This is a genomic window from Streptomyces sp. S6, from assembly GCF_054880855.1.
Map to the genome: position 1 here is coordinate 1 of NZ_JBTYMC010000115.1, position 18,952 is coordinate 18,952.

Sequence of the window (18,952 nt, forward strand, 5' to 3'; positions counted from 1 at the left end):
TCGCGCGCCGGGCCGTCCGGGCGGGGCGGCTGAGTCTGCTGCCGGGGCGGGTGTCGACGGCGGTGCGCAACGCCGCCGTCGCGGGGCTGTCGGCGGTCGGTCCGGCGCTGTTCCTGCGGGGCTTCGACGGGATCGCGGACTGGCGTCCCCCGTATGCTGCGGAGCAGACGGCGAGGTGAGGAGTGCGCGTGAAGGTCGGCTGCATCGGACTCGGGGACATCGCGCGGAAGGCGTACCTGCCGGTGCTCGGCGGGCTGCCGGGGCTCGATCTGCACCTGCACACTCGGACGCCCGCGACGCTGGAGCAGGTCGCGGACGGCCTCCGCCTCCCGCCGGACCGCCGCCACACCGACCTCGACGCGCTCCTCGCCCAGGATCTGGACGCCGCGTTCGTGCACGCCCCGACCCCGGCGCACCCGGAGCTGGTGACGCGGCTCCTGGAGGCGGGCGTCCCGACGTACGTCGACAAGCCGCTCGCCTATCAACTGGCCGACTGCACACGGCTGGTGGAGCTGGCCGAGGCGCGCGGCGTCTCGCTCGCCGTGGGTTTCAACCGGCGGCACGCGCCCGGGTACGTCCAGTGCGCCGACCATCCGCGCGAGCTGATCCTGATGCAGAAGAACCGCATAGGGCTCCCGGAGGACCCCCGCACGATGGTGTTCGACGACTTCGTGCACGTCGTCGACACGCTCCGGTTCCTGGTGCCGGGCGAGATCGAGGACGTCACCGTGCGGGGGCGGGTCGAGGAGGGGCTGCTGCACCACGTCGTCCTCCAGCTGTCGGGGGACGGCTTCACCGCGCTCGGGGTGATGAACCGGCTCAGCGGGTCGAACGAGGAGGTCCTGGAGGTCTCCGGGCAGGACACCAAGCGGCAGGTGGTCAACCTCTCCGAGGTCGTCGACCACAAGGGCCAGCCGAGCGTGCGGCGGCGCGGGGACTGGGTGCCGGTGGCCCGGCAGCGGGGGATCGAGCAGGCGGTGCTGACGTTCCTGGACGCCGTCCGGGCTGGGAAGACGCTCAGCGCGCGGGACGCGCTGGCGACTCATGAGCTGTGCGAGCGGGTCGTGCGCGAGGTGTCGTCCTGACCGCGTAGACGGCGAGCACCAGCAGCGCCCCGTACACCGTCCAGTCCCCGTACCGGTCGTACAGCGTCCGGCCCTCGGTGAGCGGGACCTCGTACACGGCCGTCGCGCTGTCGCTCGTCCCGAGGGTCCGGCCGATGCGCCGGCCGTCCGGGCCGTGGACGACGGAGTCGCCGGTCAGCGTCGCGTGGACGAACGTCCGCCCGGTCTCGGCGGCGCGCAGGGCGGCGAGGGAGGCGTGCTGCGCGGGTGCCCAGCTGTGCTGGAACGACGACGTCGAGGACTGGGCGACGAGGAGGTCGGCGCCCTTGCGCGCGAGGTTTCGGCTCATGTCGGGGAACGCCGTCTCGAAGCACACCATCGGGCCGATCCGCAGATCCGGGCCCACGTCCATGAGGACCTGCCGCGTGCCGCGCCGCCTGTCCTCGCCGGCCGCCTTGCCGACGGAGGTGGCCCAGCCGAGCAGCGAGCGCGCCGGGATGTACTCCCCGAACGGCACCAGCCGCATCTTGTCGTACCGGTCGCCCGTCGGGCCGTCCGGGCCGACCAGGATCGAGCTCTTGTAGATGCCGGGACGGTCCGAGCGGCGCGCGTCGACGTTCACGAGGATGTCCGCGCCCGTCGCTCCCGACAGCTCGGCGAGGCGTCCCGCGAGGTCGGGGCGGTCCTTCAGGTCGTACCCGACACTGCTCTCGCCCCACACGATCAGGTCGACGTCCTGGCCGGTCAGGTGCCGGGTGAGCTGTTCCTCCCGGTCGAAGCGGCGGTCCGGGCCGTCGGTCACGCCCGCCTGGACGATCGCGATCCGGGTGTGCCCGGTCGTCCCCGGGCGGGGTGCCCACACGTACGCGGCCGTCGTCGCCGCCGTCGTCGCGAGGAGGGCCGCGAGGGCGGGGGTGCGGGCGGCGGGGGCGGCGACGAGGATCACGGCCGCCGTGTTCAGCGCGACGACGAGGAGGCTCAGCAGCCAGACACCGCCGACGGAGGCGAGCTTCAACGCCGGGCCCACCTGCCACTGGGTCGCGCCGAGCATGCCCCAGGGGCCGCCGAGTCCTTGCCAGGAGCGGACGAGTTCGACGGCGAGCCAGGCGGAGGGGAGGACGAGGAGGGCGGTGGCGGCGTCTCGGGGGCGGGGGGCCCGGGGTTCGTCCGGACGGTCCGCGCCCCCACCGAGCAGCCGCCGCACCAGCCACCCCCAGGGCGCCCACAGCGCCCCCAGCAACCCGGCGATCACGAAGGTGAACACATTGAGGCTCGGCAGCAGCCAGTGATGCATCGCCAGCATGAACCCGAACCCCCCGGCCCACCCCTCGTACACCGCCCTCCGCCCCGTCGGCGCGGTCCGCACGAGCAGCATCCAGGGCACGAGCGCCACGTACGCCCACCACCAGAGGCCCGGCGCGGGAAACGCGAGCACGGGCAGCGCACCGGCGAGCACGGCGAGCGCCGCACGTCGACGAGGGGAGGCGGGCCAGCGGATTGTCATACGGCGCCTCCCTGTCGACGTGCGTCCAGTGTGCGCGTGCCGGGCGATCTACGACAGACTCCGCTCGGCCGGCCGCCGCCATTTCTCCTCGACGACCACCCCCGCGAACCGCCACCCGTCGTACGTCCGCAGCAACGCGAACGAATAACGCCCCCCGGCGACGAAATCGGGCACCGTGCCGGACGCTTCACCATTCGCGAACCGCATCGGATTCACGTACTCGGCCGCCACCCGCGCCGTGTCCCCCAGATCCTGCTCCCACTGCCCGAACCGCACCCGCCGGTTCACGATCAGATGCTGCCGCATCCCGAACAGCTCCATGCTCTGCGCCAGCCACCCCGCCACCTCCCCCGCCCTCCCCTCGATCCCCCCGGCCGACCGGTAATCGGCCCGCCCCTCCGGCACGAACAGCCCCTCGTACGACACCCAGTCGGCGTCGTCCACAGCTCTCGCATAGTCGGTGATCAACTCGTCGACGGCCAACCGGTCCATCACGGTGGCGAGTTCCACACGCTGGGTCATACCCCCGAGTCTTGGGGATCACCGCCCCCGATCCAAGAGGCGTACCCCGAACCGTCCCCGAGTCGATACCGCCGCTCCCGAGGAAGCAGCCGTCGCGCCGCGTCCGACTCACCGCGTCCCACGAGCGCGTGGATCTCCCGGGCCAGCGGAGTCACGTCCCTGATGGACACCGTCCACTCGTCCGCATAGCGCGCCGACGCCTCACCGCAGAGCCCGAGTTGCAGCGAACGGTACGGCAGCGCACGCAGGTTCAGATCCCGCTCCGGGTCCCACTGCACACGCGCCGGCGCACGCTTGAGCTCACGCCGCCAGGTGTCGCGATCGGGGTGCAGGCCACGGACGTAACTCGACAGACAGGAGTGCCGCAACGCCCAGTCGAAGCCGTCCCGCGTGATCTCGACGGCCAGAACGGTCTCCTGCCCGACGCCGGTTCCCCAGTCTGAGCGGTACATCATCCACAGGAAGCTGGGCTTGATCCAGGTCATCCGGTTCCGCCGCCACAGGGCGGGAAAGCGCCCGTCGCGAACGGCAGGCAGGCCGATCTCGGGGGCGTACGCCTGGTAGACGGTGATCGTGGACTCCGTGTGCAGCGCACGGATCTCGCGGTGCGGTTCTCGCATGCCGTACAGCGTGCGGTCACCGGCCTCGGGGGGCCAGCGGTTTTCGGCTGCGGCAGACTCAGGGCCGACTCGCCACGTCAAAAAGAGGCTCGCAGGGCGGAGCGGGCCGTTCCGCCGTGATGGATCGGTGTTTCCGTGCCGGTCAACGGACGGCCGGTTCCGCCTCTGTGCGACGCGACGATCTCCGCGGCGATCGACAGCGCGGTCTCCTCGGGCGTACGGCCCCCGAGGTCGAGTCCGATGGGTGACCTCAGACGGGCCAACTCCGCTTCGCTCAACCCTGCTTCACGCAGCCTGCGCCCCCGGTCGGCATGGGTGCGTCGGGAACCCATCGCGCCCACGAAGGCGACGGGGAGCCGCAGCGCGACCTCCAGCAGGGGAACGTCGAACTTGGCGTCGTGCGTGAGGACACACAGGACAGTCCGCGCGTCGGTCCGGGTGCCCCGCAGATATCTGTGTGGCCAGTCCACGACGACCTCGTCCGCCTCGGGGAAGCGTGCCGGTGTGGTGAACACCGGCCGGGCGTCGCACACCGTGACGTGGTAGCCCAGGAACTTCCCGGCCCGAACCAGCGCCGCGGCGAAGTCGACCGCACCGAACACGATCATTCGCGGCGGCGGTGTACCGGCCTCGACGAGCAAAGTGAGCCCCGTGGGGCAGGAGGAGCCGTCCGGCGACAGCTCGACCGTGCCCGTGCGGCCCGCGTCAAGGGCGGCCCGAGCGTACTCCGCGGCCGTGCGGTCCAGTTCCTCGTGGATCCCGAGGCTGCCTTCCGTGGAGCCGTCGCCGTGGACGAGGAGAGTGGTGCCGAGGTGCTCGGGCGGCCCTTCGGCCACTCGGACCAGGGCCACCGGCTCATCCCGCTCCGCGGCGTCCAGGGCGGACTGCGACAGCGCCCTGACCGGCGCGTTCGCGGGCAGCGGTGTGACCAGCACGTCGAGGACGCCACCGCAGGTCAGGCCCACGGCGAAGGCATCCTCGTCGCTGTAGCCGAAACGCTCCACGACACTCCGGCCGGTCTCCAGCACCTGAGCGCACAGGTCGTAGACCGCGCCCTCCACGCAGCCGCCGGACACCGATCCGATGACGGTGCCCGCACGGTCGACGGCGAGGGCGGCACCGGGGCCGCGTGGAGCGCTGCCGTCGACGGACACGACGGTGGCGACGGCGATGTCACGGCCGTCGTGGAGCCAGTCCTTCAGTTCCCCAAGCAGGTCAAGCATCGTTGCCCGCCGCGGTGAGAACGCGGTCCGGGCGGATGGGCAGGCGGCGATGCCGTATGCCGGTGGCGTGCCAGACCGCGTTGGCGATGGCGGCCGCGGCGCCGACGACGCCCACCTCGCCGATGCCTTTGATGCCGACGGGGTCGTCGGGGTCGGTGTCGTCCACCCAGTCCGCTTCGATGCGCGGGACGTCGGCGTGCGTGGCCACGTGATAGGTGGCGAGGTCGGCACCGACCGGGCCGCCGAAGGCCGGATCGCGGACAGCTTCTTCGTGCAGCGCCATGGAGATGCCCCAGATCATGCCGCCGGTGAACTGGCCTCGTGCGGTGAGCGGGTTGACGATGCGGCCGGCGGCGAACATGCCGAGCATGCGTCGTACGCGCACCTCACCGGTGGCCGGGTCCACCGCGACTTCGGCGAACTGGGCTCCGTAGGAGTGCCGTTCCACGCTCGCGAGCGCGGCGATCCGGTCCGTGGTGTCCGAGCGGACGGTGATTCCCCCGGGTGGGATCGCCGTGCCGGGGACGAGTCGCTCGCGTAGGTCGCGGGCGGCCTCGATGACGGCCATGGACCAGGAGCGGGTGCCCATCGAGCCGCCCGCGATCATCGCGAAGCCGAACTCGCTGTCGCCGATCAGCACGGTCACCCGCTCCGGTGGGACGTCGAGGGCGTCGGCCGCGACGAGGGTGAGCGCGGTCCGTGCTCCGGTGCCGATGTCGGACGCCGAGATCCGCACGGTGAAGCGGCCGTCGGGCTCGGCGGTGACGGCGGCGGTGGAGGGGGCCGCGCCCGCGGGGAAGGACGCGGCGGCGGTCCCGGTGCCCAGCAGCCATCGGCCCTCGCGCCGCACACCCGGCCTGGGATCGCGCTCGGCCCAGCGGAAGCGGCGGGCGCCCTCCTCGAAGCAGGCACGCAGGTTGCGGCCGGCGAAGGGCAGGCCGGAGACGGGGCCTTTGTCCGGTTCGTTGCGCAGGCGCAGTTCGATCGGGTCGATCCCGCACTTCTCGGCGAGTTCGTCGAGCGCGGACTCCAGGGCGAAAGCTCCGGGAGCCTCACCCGGCGCACGCATGAAGGTGGGGCTGGGCACGTCGAGGCGTACGACGCGGTTCTCGGTGTGGTGGGCGTCGGCGTCGTACATCACCCGCGCCACGCCGGCACTCGGCTCGACGAACTCGTACACCGTCGCGGTACGGCTCACCGAGCGGTGGTCAAGGGCACGCAGCCGTCCATCGGCGTGGGCCCCGAGCCTGATCCGCTGGACGGTGGGGCTGCGGTGCCCGGCCAGCGCGAACATCTGCGGCCTGGTCAGAGCCACCCGCACCGGACGCCGCAGAAGCGTCGCCGCCATCACGGCCGCCACCTGGTGAGCGCGTACGCCCTTGCTGCCGAAGCCACCGCCCACATGCTCCGAACGCACCCGCACCGACGCGGGATCCAGCGAGAACAGGTTCGCCAGCTCGCCGACCACCCAGGAGGTGCCCTGGTTGGAGTCGACCACTTCCAGCCGGCCGTCCTCCCAGCGGGCGGTCGCCGCATGAGGCTCCATCGGATGGTGATGCTCTTCCGGCGTCGTGTACTCCTCGTCCACGACGACCGCCGAAGCGGTCAGTTCGGCCTCCAGATCCCCCTTGTCGGTCACGCCGGGCATGTGACCGTCCACGGGGTAGGAGTCGGGGTGGTGTCCTGTGAACTCGATGTCGTGCGGCAGCGTTTCGTACTCGACGGCCAGCGCCTCGGCCGCTTCCCGTGCCTGCTCGGGCGTCTCCGCGACGACCAGGGCCACGGGCCAGCCGAGGTGGGGCACTGTGTCGTCCTGGAAGACCGCGCAGGTGGGGTCGGGCCTGACGCCCAGCATGCCGACGTAGTCGGTTTGCAGGCGTGGCGCGCTGCGGTGGTCCACAACAGCCAGGACACCGGGCATCTCAAGGACGGGAGCGCTGGCCACGGCACGGATACGGCCGCGCGCGACCGTGGACAACACCAGCCAGCCGTAGGCGAGTTCGGCGAAGGGGACATCGCCCGCGTAGCGTGCCGCGCCGGTGACTTTGTCCCGGCCCTCCACTCTCGTACGACCGGTGCCGACCGCGCGCACGGCTGCCTTCGGGACGGTGGTGGTCATCGCGCGACCGCCTCGGTCAGCTCGCTCAGCACGGCCACGGTCACGTTGCGCATCAGGGTCACCTTGTATCCGTTGTGCGGCAGCGGCCGGGCCGCGGCCAGTTCCGCCTCCGCGCAGGCCACGTACGTCTCGGCGGTCGCGGGTGCTCCGATCAGGGCCCGCTCGGCGGTACGGGCGCGCCAGGGCCGGGACGCCACCGCGCCGAACGCGAGGCGTGCGTCGCGTACGACTCCGTCGCGGACGTCGAGGGCGGCGGCGACGGAACCGATCGCGAAGGCGTAGGAGGCGCGCTCGCGCACCTTGCGGTACTGGGAGTGGGCCGCGACCGGCACGGGCGGCAGTGAGACACCGGTGATCAGAGCACCTGCCGGCAGGGCCGTCTCGCGGTGCGGGGTGTCGGCGACGGGCGGATAGAGCTGATCGAGCCGCAGTTCTCCCTGCCCATGGACGGTTTCGTAGTGCACGACCGCGTCGAGGGCGGCCAGTGCGACGGCCATGTCCGAGGGGTGCACGGCCACACATGTCTCGGACGCGCCGAGGATGGCGTGGTTGTGGTGCTCGCCGCCGAGGGCGGGGCAGCCGCTGCCGGGGGCGCGTTTGTTGCACGGCTTGGTGGTGTCCGTGAAGTAGGCGCAGCGGGTGCGCTGGAGGAGATTGCCGCCGACCGTGGCCATGTTGCGCAGTTGCCCGGACGCGCCGGCGAGCACCGCCCGGGCCAGCATCGGGTAACGGCCGCGTACTTCGGGGTGGGCGGCGAGATCGCTGTTGGAGACTGTCGCGCCGATGCGGAGTCCACCGTCCGGGGACGGCTCGATGCGGTCCAGGGGCAGTTCCCGTACGTCGACGAGGCGGGCCGGACGCTCTACGCCGCTCTTCATCAGATCGACCAGGTTGGTGCCGCCGGCGAGGTAGCGCGCGTCCGGATCGTCGGCGAGGAGGGTGACGGCGCCCAGCACATCGGACGCTCTGCGGTAGTCGAACTCTTTCATGCGGTCGCCCCGGACCGCGCTGGTGCGCCCCTCTTCGCCGAGTCGGCGGTCTCGGCCGCTCGCGCGACGGACTCGACAATCGACGTGTAGGCGCTACAGCGGCACAGGTTGCCGCTCATTCGCTCGCGGATCTCATCCGCGGTCAGCGGTGTCGGCCCGGCCGCCGGACGTATGTCGCCGGAAGCGGCGCTCGGCCAACCGGCGGCGTGCTCCGCGAGCATGCCGATCGCCGAGCAGATCTGTCCGGGTGTGCAGTAGCCGCACTGGTAGCCGTCGAGATCGAGGAACGCCTGCTGCACCGGGTGCAGCCGGTCGCCGTCCGCGACGCCTTCGATGGTGGTGATCTCACGTCCTTCGGTCGCGACCGCGAGTTGCAGACACGCCACGGTTCTGCGGCCGTCGATCAGGACGGTGCAGGCACCGCACTGTCCTTGGTCGCAGCCCTTCTTGGTGCCGGTCAGATCGAGGCGCTCGCGTAAGGCGTCGAGCAGGGTGGTGCGGTGATCGACGGGCAGGGTGTGTTTCTCGCCGTTGATGTGCAGGGTGATGACGCTGGACGTCTGTACGGGCATGAGAGATTTCCTTGCGGTGTTCTCTTCTTGGCGTAAGTGGGTCCCAGGGACGGACTGCCGAACAGGCCATGGCAGCCGCTAGAATGCGCTCCAACCGGACGATTGTCCGGTACTGGAAAACGTAGCGGACAGTTGTCCACTTAGCAAGGGATGCGCTACTGCCGCGTGCCCTGAGGAGCGGCACGTGCAGGATAAAAAGGGCACCGCTCTACGTTCCGACGCGCAGCGCAATCGTGAACGCATTCTGCGTGTCGCCCTGAGCGAGCTGACGCGGTCTCCGAACGCGCCGCTCAGCTCCATCGCCAAGAAGGCGGGGGTCGGCCAGGGCACGTTCTACCGCAACTTCCCCAACCGCGAGTCCCTGGTCCTGGAGATCTACCGGCACGAGATGCGGCAGGTCGCCGACAGCGCGGCCCAACTGCTCCTGGAGCTGCCGCCCCAGCCGGCCCTCCGTACCTGGATGGACCGGCTGGCCGAGTTCGCCATGACCAAGGCGGGCCTGGCAGACGCGATCCGCCTCGCCACGAGTGCGCCCGGGGGCCCCTCGAAGCCCTCGCCCACTCCCGTCGCCGAGGCGGCCGAGCTGCTGCTGCGCGCCAACGAGGAAGCGGGCACCATCCGTCCCGGGGTCGATGCCGACGACTTCCTCCTCGCCATCGCGGGCTTGTGGCAGATGACTCCGACCGAGGACTGGCCACCCCGCGCCGCCCGCCTTCTCGACCTCGTCATGGACGGTTTGCGTGCCGGCGCGCCCGGCCACAACCCGGAATGACAAGGATTCGCCGCTGTCAGCCCCCTGTCGGCCACGCCTTGGACGACGCGGCGACGCCCCAGCCCACCGAGCAGGGCCCGAAGGGCGCTTCCGGTGTCGCCCGGGCAGCGCGGGATGCACGGCCGCTATGCCCCGGACGCGTGCACGGGGTAGTCCTCGTCCTCGGAGAGCAGTTCGACGACGTCGACGGGGACGACAAGGTCGGCGGCGTCACGCGGCAGACGGCTTCGGGCTTCCTCGGGGAGCAGCCGGGTTCAGCGCGAGCACGCTCATGGCCTCGCGGTGACCGTGATCGTCGAGCATGGTTCCCCTCCCCCTTACGAGGTTGCCGGACGGAGAGGTGGCTGCGCCTAGGGTGGGGTTCGCTGTCGCACACCAGGAGGTTCACCGATGTCCCGTGTCACTGTCGTCACCGGTGGAAGCCGGGGCATAGGAGCGGCGGTCTGTCGGCGGCTGGCGGCGAACGGGCACGGGGTGGTGATCGGGTACGTGCGGGACGCGGGTGCGGCGGAGAGGGTGGCCGGGGAGGTGCGGGACGCCGGTGGGCGGGCCGCCGTCGTGCGGGTGGACACCTCGGTGGAGGCTGATGTGGAGCGGCTGTTCGAGGTGGCGGAGGAGGAGTTGGGGGCGGTGACGGGGCTCGTGAACAACGCGGGGGTGACGGGGCCGCTGGGGCGGCTCGTGGACGCCTCGCCCGCCGATCTGCGGCGCGTGGTGGACGTCAATCTCCTTGGCGTGCTGCTGTGTTCGCGGCGGGCGGCACAGTTGATGGGCTCGCGGGGCGGCGGGGCGATCGTCAACATCTCCTCGGCCGCGGCGACGCTCGGCAGCGCCGGGGACTACGTCCATTACGCCGCGAGCAAGGCGGCTGTGGACGCGCTGACCGTGGGGCTGTCCAAGGAGTTGGGCGCCGACGGGATCCGGGTGAACGCCGTCGCCCCCGGGATGATCGACACCGAGATGCACGCGGCGATGGGGGATCCCGACCGGGCCCACCGGGCGTCCTCCGCGATTCCGCTGGGGAGACCGGGGCGGGCCGAGGAGATCGCGGCGGCTGTGGCGTGGCTCCTGTCGGAGGAGGCGTCGTACACGACGGGGGCGGTGCTGCGGGTGGCGGGCGGACGATAGGGCGGGGCTGGAGGGCTGAGGGGTCGGGGGTCGGGGGTCGGGGTGAGCGTTCCGCTGGGCGTGCGGGGAGGGGCCGTCGGTTGTCTGCGGCGGCGTCGTGGCCGGTCGCTGCTCTGCGCTCGGCTTCACTCGCGGTGGGGCCCCCATCGCGGCGGAGCCTCAGACCGGCCACAGTCCCGCGCCCCTTCAGAGCACCGTCCAACCGCAGTGAACTTCCCCAGGACCGCTGAGGGTCGGGCTTGGCCGGCGTCGTCCATGTCAGCCGCCCGCGCCACCGTTCCGGCCCGAGCCCCACCGATCGGCTGGCGCCCCAGGACTCACCGCGCCGCCCCGGCCCTCGGCGCGGCAAGCGGACAGCTCACCCCACACCACCCCCCTCTTCAAGCTGCCTCGACGACCCCGCCCCGCACCGCCTCGGCCCACTCCACGACCAGCAGCTCGTACTCCGCGCGCTCGTGCGCGGAGAGGGACCCGCCCGCGCGCAACCACAACGACCTGATCCGCTCGTTCAATTCTGTAGCGGACCGCACGGAACCAAGGGCATGAGGATCGGGGGACATGCGGACAAGCCTAGGGGCAAGCGCTGACAGTCCGCTACCGAGCGGCTACCCGAACCGTATGGGGTTGGTCACGGCATTTCGGATCAACGCCCTTACGGAACCGGAGGGTTCAGCCCCGCCGAAGGGTCACCGCATGACCGGCCCCCAGGGCCCCCACGCCTCCCCTTCCCCTTCCCCCAACCGCCCCGCGAGCCGCTCGATCGCCTCCCGCACCCCCGAGCTGTACCCGTCCTCCCCCAGCCCTCGCGCCGCCACCCGAGCCGCCCGCAGATGCGTGCGCGCGGCGTCGGGCCGCCCGAGCCGCTCATAGTCGGCGGCGAGATTGAGGTGCAGGGAGGGGTAGAGGGACCGCACCGCCCCGGGACTCTCCTCGGCGGCCGTCAGCGCCCGCAGATCCCACGCCAGCTCGTCGGAGGGGTCGTCCTGCGTGTCGGCGAGATAGTGGGCCAGCGTGCACCGGTGCGCGGCCTCCCCCGACTCCCCCACCTCCGCCCACATCGCGAGCAGCCGGTCGCGCGCCTCCTCCCGGTCACCCCCGTGGAGCAACATCACGACCTGCCCGATCCGCGTCAGCAACGCGTCCACCGCTGCCCGCTCCCGCTGCTCCGCCACCGTGCCCTCCGAGCCAGGTCGTCCATACCTGCCACGAAGCTAACCGCACACGACGAGGATCCCCGTCGGCGACACCACCCCCACGCGACGGACCCGTCCCACGTCCCCCTCACACCCCCGCCCGAAACCGAACAGCCGCCCGACACCACCCGCCCCCTGCTCGCCCGCAGAGAGACCGGCCAACCGCCTCCCGAACCCCCAGCGCCTTCATCCACCCGCCCACCCCACCCGGCCCGACCGACACACCCCGACCACAACCAAGCCCCACCGCCCCCCTCCCGGGCACCCCCACACACCCAGCCACACCACCCCCACCCGGGCCCGGCCGACACACTCCAGCCACTCCCACTCCCACGCACACCCCAACCACAACGGCGCCCAGCCGACCACCTCTCCAGCCGACACGCCCCAACCGCACCCCAGCCTCGCCAACCCCCTCCCCAGCCCCCAGCACCCCACGCACCCAGCCGCACCACCCACACCCGGCCCGACCGACCCCCTCCCGGGCACCCCCACACACCCGGCCACGCCCCCCGACCCAGCGCCCCAACCGGCCCGGCCGCCACACCCCAGCCGCTCCCTCACACGCCCCAACCTCAACCGAGCCCAGCCGACCCCCTCCCCAGCTACCAGCACCCCACACCCACCCGACCCAACCGCACCCTAGCCCCCAGCCCCCCAGCCCCCTCACTTGCCCGGCCCGGCCGACGCGCCCCCACGCCCCGGCCGACCCGCCTACCCCCCGCTCACTCCAAACCGCTCACTTCAAATTCGGCACAGCCCAGTCGATCGCCTCATGCCCCTGCACAGCCACCCCCGCATTGATCTGCGTGAACGGCTGAGACCCGAAGAACCCCCCCTTCGCGGACAGCGGCGAGGGATGCACCCCCTGCACCACGACATGCCGCTCGGCGTCGATCAGCCGGGCCTTCTTCTGCGCGTAGGCCCCCCACAGCACGAACACCGCGGGATCCGGCCGAGAGGCCACCGCGCTGATCACCGCGTCGGTGAACTTCTCCCACCCCTTGTTCTTGTGGGAGTTGGCCTCCCCGCCCCGGACGGTGAGCACGGCGTTGAGCAGCAGCACCCCCTGCTCGGCCCACGGCATCAGGTACCCGTTGTCCGGGATCGGCGCCCCCAGCTCGGAGTTCATCTCCTTGTAGATGTTGCGCAGCGACGGCGGAATCCGCACCCCGGGCTGAACGGAGAAGCACAGCCCGTGCCCCTGCCCCTCCCCGTGGTACGGGTCCTGACCGAGGATCAGGACCTTCACCCGGTCGTACGGCGTGGCCTCCAGCGCGGCGAAGACCTCCTCGCGCGGCGGATAGACGGGACCCTTCGCCCGCTCCTCCTCCACGAACTCGGTCAGCTCCTTGAAGTAGGGCTGCTGCAGTTCGTCCCCCAGGACCCCGCGCCAGGACTCGGGCAGCATGGCGATGTCGGTCACGTCAACGTCCTTCGGTCGTGCGATGGCTTCCAGACCTCAGAACCTACCGCCGCCCACTGACAATCGCCCCCAGCCCCGGAGATCACCGGCCCCGAGACCCCGAGCCACCCGCCCCGAGGCCCGAAAACCACCGGCCCTCACCAGCTCGTCTTCCGCGACAACTCCCACACCATCATGATCGTCGCCGGGTCCAACGACCTCTCCGCGCCGCCCACTTCCTCACTGGCCGCGATGTACTGCTTCCCCTGCCACAACGGCAGCAGCCGCACGTCCTCGACGAGAATCCGCTGCGCCGCCTGGAAGTCCTTCACCACCTCCCCCCGGTTGCCCTGCTCCCGCGACCGGGGCAGCAGCACATCGGTGATCTGCTTGACGGAGTACGGCGTCCCGAGCGCGTTCTGCTGCCCCACGAACGGCGCGATGAAGTTGTCGGGGTCGGGGAAGTCCGGCTGCCACCCCCGCCCGAACACGGGGTACTCCCCCTTCTCGTAGCCGCGCACGTACGTGTTCCAGGGCCGGCTGTTGAGGGTCACCCGGAACAGCCCGGAGCCGTCCAACTGGGCCTTGATCTCCTTGAATTCGAGCCCGGTGTCGGAGCCGTACCGGTCGGTGGTGTACCAGAGGGTCAGCGGGACCGGCGTGGGGACGCCCGCCTTGTCGAGGATCTTCTTCGCCTTGCCGGGATCGGGCTTGCCGAAGACGTCGAAGTAGGGCGTCGTGTGCCCGGTGAGCCCCTGCGGAACCATGGAGTACAGGGGCTCGACGGTGTCCTGGTAGACCTTGTGGGCGATGGCCGCCCGGTCGATGGTCTGGGCGACGGCCTTGCGGACGGCGGCGTTCCCGGCGGCCGTGTCCCGGGGGTTGAAGACGAGGTAGTTGATGGCGCTGCCGGCCCCCTCGTACAGCTCAAGGCCCTTGTTCTCGTCGTTCTTGCCCTCCAGGGAGACGACGTCGTCGGCGGCGAGTCCCTGGTAGGTGATGTCGATCCCGCCGTCGCGCAGGGACTTGACCATGCGCGCGGAGTCCTGGAAGTACCGGATGGTCACCGCGTCGTTCTTGAGCTTCGCGAGCCCCTTGTACGAGGGGTTGCGGACGAGGACGGCCTCTGTGCCCTGTTCGTAGGATTCGAGCCGGTAGGGACCGGAGCCGATGACCCGGGAGTCCTTGCGCAACGAGTTGTCGGGGTAGGTGGCGGGCGGCACGAGCGAGAGCGCGGGCGTCGCGAGGACGAACGGGAAGGTCGCGTCGGGCTTGTTGAGCCGGAAGACGACCTGCCGGTCCCCGCTGGTCTCGACCTTGTCGAGGCTGCCGAGGAGACCTGCGGGACCGGTCTGCGCGTTGATCGCCCGGATCCGCTCGACGGAGTGCTTGACGGCCTCGGCGTCCAGTTTCGCGCCGTTGGAGAACTTCAGACCTTCCCGCAACTCGCAGGTGTAGACGCGGTGACCGCCGCTGAAGGTGCAGCTCTTCGCGGCGTCCGGCTCGGGCGCGGTCGCACCGTTCGGGTAGGCGAGGAGCGTCTGGTAGACGTTGCGGAACAGCTCCCAGGAGCCGTCCCACGCGCCGGCCGGGTCGAGGGTGCTGGGCGCGCTGGTGGTGCCGACGACGATGGGGCCCTTGTCGCCGGAGCCGCTGTCGGAGAGGTAGCCGCAGCCCACGGCCATCCCGAGTGAGGCGAACGCCGCCACACCCCGCAGGCTTCGCTTCATGAACACGCGCACGCTCCTCGATCAGCCGTACCAAGGGGGGTTGGCGCGAGACCCTACCGCAGAGCGGCGCATACTGAACCGGTTCCTCGTACATCTATTCGGATCGGGGCAGGTGGGACGACGAAGGCGCCGCCCCCGTGCAACAGGAGCGGCGCCTTCAAAAACCCGACAGACCCTCGGGGTTCAGCCCCCCACGGCGGCGTTGAGGAAGATCCCCCCGTCGACCACGAGCGTCTGCCCGGTGATCCAGTCCGCCTGGTCGGACGTCAGGAACGCGGCCGTCCCCCCGATGTCGGACGGCACCCCGAGCCGCCCGAGCGGGTACGCGGCGGCGGCCTCCTCCTCGCGCCCCTCGTAGAGCGCCTCGGCGAACTTCGTCTTGACGACGGCCGGCGCGATGGCGTTGACCCGCACCTTCGGCGCGAACTCGTGGGCGAGCTGCTGGGTGAGGTTGATCATCGCGGCCTTGCTCATCCCGTACGCGGCGATGAACGGGGAGGGCGCGAGCCCGGACACGGAGGCGATGTTGACGATCGCGCCGCCGTTGTCCTTCTGCCAGGCGTGCCAGGTCTTCTGGGCGAAGCCGAGCGCGGAGATCACGTTGGTCTCGTAGACCTTGCGGGCGACGTTCAGGTCGAGGTCGGCGAGCGGCCCGAACACCGGGTTGGTACCGGCGTTGTTGACGAGGTAGTCGACGCGCCCGAAGGCCTCCATCGCGCGGTCGACGACCTCGGCCTGGTGGTCGAGGTCGTGCGCCTTGCCGGCGACGCCGAGCACCCGCTCGGCCCCGAGCCTGTCGACGGCCTCCTTGAGCGCGTCCTCGTTGCGCCCGGTGATGACGACCCGGTCGCCGCGCGCGACGAGCGCCTCGGCGACGCCGTACCCGATGCCTCGGCTGGCGCCCGTGACGAGCGCGACCTTGCCGGAGAGTTCCACAGTCATGGCTCAGTACTTCCTGATCAGCGCGGCTAGTTCAGCGGTCCGCCGGCGACGTACAGGACCTGCCCGGAGACGAACCCGGCCGCCTCGCCGGTGAAGAAGGCGATGGCGTTGGCGATGTCCTCGGGCTCGCCGACGCGCTGGACGGGGATCTGCGTCGCCGCGGCCTTCTTGAAGTCGTCGAAGTCCATCTTGACCCGGTCGGCGGTGGCCTTGGTCATCTCGGTGGCGATGAACCCGGGGGCGACGGAGTTGGCGGTGATGCCGAACTTGCCCAGCTCGATGGCGAGGGTCTTGGTGAAGCCCTGCAACCCGGCCTTGGCGGCGGCGTAGTTGGCCTGGCCGCGGTTGCCGAGCGCCGAGGAGGAGGAGAGGTTGACGATCCGTCCGAACCCGGCGTCGACCATGTGCTTCTGCACAGCGCGGGCCATCAGGAACGAACCCCGCAGGTGCACGTTCAGGACCGTGTCCCAGTCGGACGCGCTCATCTTGAACAGCAGGTTGTCGCGCAGGACACCCGCGTTGTTGACGAGGATCGCCGGGGCGCCCAGTTCCTCGGCGACGCGCGCGACGGCGGCCTCGACCTGCGCCTCGTCGGAGACGTCCGCGCCGACGGCGATCGCCCGGCCGCCGGCCGCGGTGATCTTCTCGACGGTGTCCTTGCAGGCGGCCTCGTCCAGGTCGATCACGGCGACCGCGCGGCCCTCGGCGGCCAGCCGGACGGCGGTGGCGGCGCCGATGCCCCGCGCCGCACCGGTGACGATCGCGACCCGCTGTTCAGTGGTGGACATGTGCTGCTTCTCCTCGCCCTTGAGAAAATCCGCGGCCCCGACATGCATTGAGCAACCGCTTAGTATCTTCGCCACCCGTGACGCTAGAAGCCCCGGCACTCCGTGTCAACGGGCCACCCGGACGGTGTGACAGATCACCGGCGGATCATCGCACCAGCAGATCCAGCAACCGCTCCGCCTCCGCCTGCGGATCCCCCGTCAGCCCGGTGTGCACGGGCCCCGGCTGCACGACCGTCGACCTCGGCGCGACGAGCCACCTGAACCGCCGCCCGGGATCGTCGCCCGCGCTCTGCCCGGCGGCCTCGCAGACCCGCTCCACGGCCCCCAGCGCGGCCCGCACGCCCTCGACGTCGGCCCTCGGGTCCAGCGCCAGCAGCCGCGCCTCGTCGAGATGCGTACGCGCGCCCACGTACCCCTTGGCCCGGCAGTACAGCAGCACCCCCGCGTTGACGCACTCCCCGCGCTCCACGCGCGGGACGATCCGCAGCAGCGCGTACTCGTAGACGTCCCCGGCGGTGCTCTGCCCGTCGCGGGTGATGTGCCGCTCGGTGAGCTGTCCGGCCATGTGGGTGAGGTGCTCGGTCATGCGCTGATCCCCTTGACGCGTGTGTGGATGTCGACGGCCCGCGTGAGCAGCGGCCCCGCGTACGCCCGCCGCAGCGCGTCCGGCGAATCGAACCCGGCCTCGCCCTCCAGCCAGGCGTCCGGGATCTCGGCGGTGACCTCGGCGAGCAACTCCTCGGTGACACGCGGCGCCAGCTCCTCGGCGGCGCGCGCGACGTCCGGCGCGAAGGAGATCAGCGCGTGGTCGGAGGCGTCGTAGGGCCGGGCGGCGGACGCCTCGGCGGCGGGCCAGTTGTGGTGCCAGATCATCGTCGCGCCGTGGTCGATGAGCCAGAGTTCGTCGCGGTGCATGAGCAGGTTGGGGTTGCGCCAGGACCGGTCGACGTTGTTCACGAGCGCGTCGAACCAGACGATCCGTCCGGCGTCCTCGGCGCTCACCTCGAACGCCAGCGGGTCGAAGCCGAGGGCGCCGGAGAGGAAGTCCATACCGAGGTTGGTGCCGCCGCTGGCGCGGATCAGGTCCTGGACCTGCTGATCGGGTTCGGCGAGTCCGAGAACCGGGTCGAGGCGGACGGTGACGAGGCGGGGCATCCGCAGACCGAGCCGGCGGGCGAGTTCCCCGCACACCACCTCGGCGACGAGCGTCTTGCGGCCCTGCCCGGCGCCGGTGAACTTCAGGACGTAGGTCCCGAAGTCGTCGGCCTCGACCAGCCCCGGCAGCGAACCGCCCTCCCGCAGGGGCGTGATGTAGCGGGTGGCGGTGACGTCCTTGAGCATTGGCCCAGGTTACCGAGGGCGGACCGACAGCTCGACGACAGCTCTGGCTTACGCGCGTCAGACCGCTCACACGCGAGTATCGCGGCACGTCCGGATCACGTCCCCCCGGGTGAACCGTTCACGCTCGTGCCCCGTACCTCCGTACGCATCCCGAGAATCCATCCCCCCTCGAAGGGAATCACCAGCATGACCAGCGCACCGATCAACCCCCTCAGCGGTCCCGCCCGTCGCACCGTCGTGTCGGCGGCCGGCGCGGCAGGGCTCGCCGTCGCGCTGACCGCGTGCGGAAGCTCCGACGACTCGTCGTCGGCCGACTCGAAGGACACCGGTACCACCGGCTCGACCGGCTCCACCGGTTCGGCGGCCTCCGGGGGCACGACCGGGGGTGCGGCGGGCGGCACCGCGCTCGCCGCGACCGCCGACATCCCCGAGGGCGGCGGCAAGATCTTCGAGGCCCAGAAGGTCGTCGTCACCCAGCCGAAGGCCGGCACCTACAAGGCGTTCTCGGCCGTCTGCACCCACCGCGGCTGTGCGGTCAAGAGCATCGCGAACGGGGTCATCAACTGCCCCTGCCACAACAGCAACTTCTCGGTCGAGGACGGCAGCGTGAAGAGCGGCCCGGCGACGCAGCCGCTCCCGGCGGTGAACATCACCGTCACCGGCAACAACATCACCCTGGCGTAGCGGGCGAGTTGATCGCCGTCACCACCTCGTCCGTGGTCGCGACCGTGGCGACCAACGCGAGGGTGTGACGGACCATCGCGGGGGTGTAGTCACTCGGCACCCCCGCGATCGCGTCCGCCGCGACGACGACCGTGTAGCCCAGATTCACCGCGTCGAACACCGAGTTGGGGATCGCGACGTTCGCGGACACCCCGGCCACCACCAGCGTCCGGCACCCCAGGTTCCGCAGCAGCGCGTCCAGTTCGGTCCCGTGCAGCGGCGACAGGCCGTGCAGCCGGCGGACGACGATGTCGTGCGCGGCGACCTCGATCGGCGCGGCGACCCGCACCGCGGGCGAACCGGCGAGCTGCTGGACG

20 protein-coding genes are annotated in these 18,952 nt (G+C 71.3%); 4 read left to right on the forward strand and 16 right to left on the reverse strand.

Going from position 1 to position 18,952, the window contains the following annotated elements; all coding sequences use genetic code 11:
• Positions 1–188: 188 nt before the first annotated feature.
• Positions 189–1,085 (forward strand): Gfo/Idh/MocA family protein, encoded by an 897-nt coding sequence (locus ACVNF4_RS17925; RefSeq protein ID WP_461803829.1) that lies wholly within the window; start codon positions 189–191, stop codon positions 1,083–1,085.
• Here ACVNF4_RS17925 and lnt read toward each other — a convergent pair.
• From lnt to ACVNF4_RS17960, 7 genes are all read right to left on the reverse strand, one after another.
• Positions 1,018–2,568 (reverse strand): apolipoprotein N-acyltransferase, encoded by a 1,551-nt coding sequence (gene lnt, locus ACVNF4_RS17930; RefSeq protein ID WP_461803830.1) that lies wholly within the window; start codon positions 2,566–2,568, stop codon positions 1,018–1,020. The two genes, ACVNF4_RS17925 and lnt, sit on opposite strands and share 68 nt — an antisense overlap.
• A gap of 48 nt (positions 2,569–2,616) precedes the next feature.
• On the reverse strand, positions 2,617–3,090 hold the full coding sequence (locus ACVNF4_RS17935) for a nuclear transport factor 2 family protein (protein WP_461803831.1): 474 nt from the start codon (positions 3,088–3,090) through the stop codon (positions 2,617–2,619).
• On the reverse strand, positions 3,087–3,710 hold the full coding sequence (locus tag ACVNF4_RS17940; protein ID WP_461803832.1) for a DUF4291 domain-containing protein: 624 nt from the start codon (positions 3,708–3,710) through the stop codon (positions 3,087–3,089). The genes ACVNF4_RS17935 and ACVNF4_RS17940 overlap by 4 nt, the downstream gene beginning before the upstream one ends.
• A 77-nt stretch (positions 3,711–3,787) precedes the next feature.
• A complete protein-coding gene (locus ACVNF4_RS17945; protein ID WP_461803833.1) occupies positions 3,788–4,933 on the reverse strand; it encodes an XdhC family protein in 1,146 nt (381 codons plus the stop codon).
• Positions 4,926–7,052 carry a xanthine dehydrogenase family protein molybdopterin-binding subunit gene (locus tag ACVNF4_RS17950; RefSeq protein ID WP_461803834.1) on the reverse strand — a complete coding sequence of 709 codons (2,127 nt, stop codon included), beginning with the start codon at positions 7,050–7,052 and terminating at the stop codon, positions 4,926–4,928. Before ACVNF4_RS17950 ends, ACVNF4_RS17945 begins: the two co-directional genes overlap by 8 nt.
• Positions 7,049–8,041 carry an FAD binding domain-containing protein gene (locus ACVNF4_RS17955; RefSeq protein ID WP_461803835.1) on the reverse strand — a complete coding sequence of 331 codons (993 nt, stop codon included), beginning with the start codon at positions 8,039–8,041 and terminating at the stop codon, positions 7,049–7,051. Before ACVNF4_RS17955 ends, ACVNF4_RS17950 begins: the two co-directional genes overlap by 4 nt.
• Positions 8,038–8,613, reverse strand: coding sequence for a (2Fe-2S)-binding protein (locus ACVNF4_RS17960; RefSeq protein ID WP_461803836.1), 576 nt, complete (start codon positions 8,611–8,613; stop codon positions 8,038–8,040). The genes ACVNF4_RS17955 and ACVNF4_RS17960 overlap by 4 nt, the downstream gene beginning before the upstream one ends.
• 184 nt (positions 8,614–8,797) lie before the next feature.
• Between ACVNF4_RS17960 and ACVNF4_RS17965 the strand changes: the two genes are divergently transcribed.
• Both ACVNF4_RS17965 and ACVNF4_RS17970 read left to right on the forward strand, forming a co-directional pair.
• Complete coding sequence (locus ACVNF4_RS17965; protein WP_461803837.1) at positions 8,798–9,385, forward strand: TetR/AcrR family transcriptional regulator; 588 nt, start codon at positions 8,798–8,800, stop codon at positions 9,383–9,385.
• Between the two features lie 390 nt (positions 9,386–9,775).
• Positions 9,776–10,513, forward strand: coding sequence for an SDR family NAD(P)-dependent oxidoreductase (locus ACVNF4_RS17970; protein WP_461803838.1), 738 nt, complete (start codon positions 9,776–9,778; stop codon positions 10,511–10,513).
• Positions 10,514–10,893: 380 nt separating this feature from the next.
• Here the strand turns inward: ACVNF4_RS17970 and ACVNF4_RS17975 are convergent, their stop codons facing one another.
• From ACVNF4_RS17975 to ACVNF4_RS18010, 8 genes are all read right to left on the reverse strand, one after another.
• Entirely contained in the window at positions 10,894–11,073 is a 180-nt protein-coding gene (locus tag ACVNF4_RS17975; RefSeq protein WP_461803839.1) for a hypothetical protein, read from the reverse strand.
• Between the two features lie 126 nt (positions 11,074–11,199).
• Positions 11,200–11,685 carry a hypothetical protein gene (locus ACVNF4_RS17980; RefSeq protein WP_461803840.1) on the reverse strand — a complete coding sequence of 162 codons (486 nt, stop codon included), beginning with the start codon at positions 11,683–11,685 and terminating at the stop codon, positions 11,200–11,202.
• A gap of 760 nt (positions 11,686–12,445) precedes the next feature.
• Entirely contained in the window at positions 12,446–13,132 is a 687-nt protein-coding gene (ung, locus tag ACVNF4_RS17985; RefSeq protein WP_461803841.1) for a uracil-DNA glycosylase, read from the reverse strand.
• A 137-nt stretch (positions 13,133–13,269) separates the two neighbouring features.
• On the reverse strand, positions 13,270–14,841 hold the full coding sequence (locus tag ACVNF4_RS17990) for an ABC transporter substrate-binding protein (protein WP_461803847.1): 1,572 nt from the start codon (positions 14,839–14,841) through the stop codon (positions 13,270–13,272).
• 183 nt (positions 14,842–15,024) lie between these two features.
• The gene (locus ACVNF4_RS17995; protein WP_461803842.1) at positions 15,025–15,783 is read right to left on the reverse strand and encodes an SDR family oxidoreductase; all 759 of its coding nucleotides are present in this window, start codon (positions 15,781–15,783) and stop codon (positions 15,025–15,027) included.
• Between the two features lie 26 nt (positions 15,784–15,809).
• Positions 15,810–16,571 (reverse strand): 3-oxoacyl-ACP reductase FabG, encoded by a 762-nt coding sequence (fabG, locus tag ACVNF4_RS18000; protein ID WP_461803843.1) that lies wholly within the window; start codon positions 16,569–16,571, stop codon positions 15,810–15,812.
• 145 nt (positions 16,572–16,716) lie between these two features.
• Positions 16,717–17,136 (reverse strand): DUF3037 domain-containing protein, encoded by a 420-nt coding sequence (locus ACVNF4_RS18005; protein WP_461803848.1) that lies wholly within the window; start codon positions 17,134–17,136, stop codon positions 16,717–16,719.
• 17 nt (positions 17,137–17,153) lie between these two features.
• Positions 17,154–17,912, reverse strand: a complete 759-nt coding sequence (locus ACVNF4_RS18010; protein WP_461803844.1) for a HipA family kinase — start codon at positions 17,910–17,912, stop codon at positions 17,154–17,156.
• A 186-nt stretch (positions 17,913–18,098) separates the two neighbouring features.
• Between ACVNF4_RS18010 and ACVNF4_RS18015 the strand changes: the two genes are divergently transcribed.
• The gene (locus ACVNF4_RS18015) at positions 18,099–18,596 is read left to right on the forward strand and encodes a Rieske (2Fe-2S) protein (RefSeq protein ID WP_461803845.1); all 498 of its coding nucleotides are present in this window, start codon (positions 18,099–18,101) and stop codon (positions 18,594–18,596) included.
• Here ACVNF4_RS18015 and ACVNF4_RS18020 read toward each other — a convergent pair.
• The coding region (locus ACVNF4_RS18020; RefSeq protein ID WP_461803846.1) for a cysteine hydrolase family protein at positions 18,583–18,952 on the reverse strand (370 nt) is incomplete at its 5' end. The two genes, ACVNF4_RS18015 and ACVNF4_RS18020, sit on opposite strands and share 14 nt — an antisense overlap.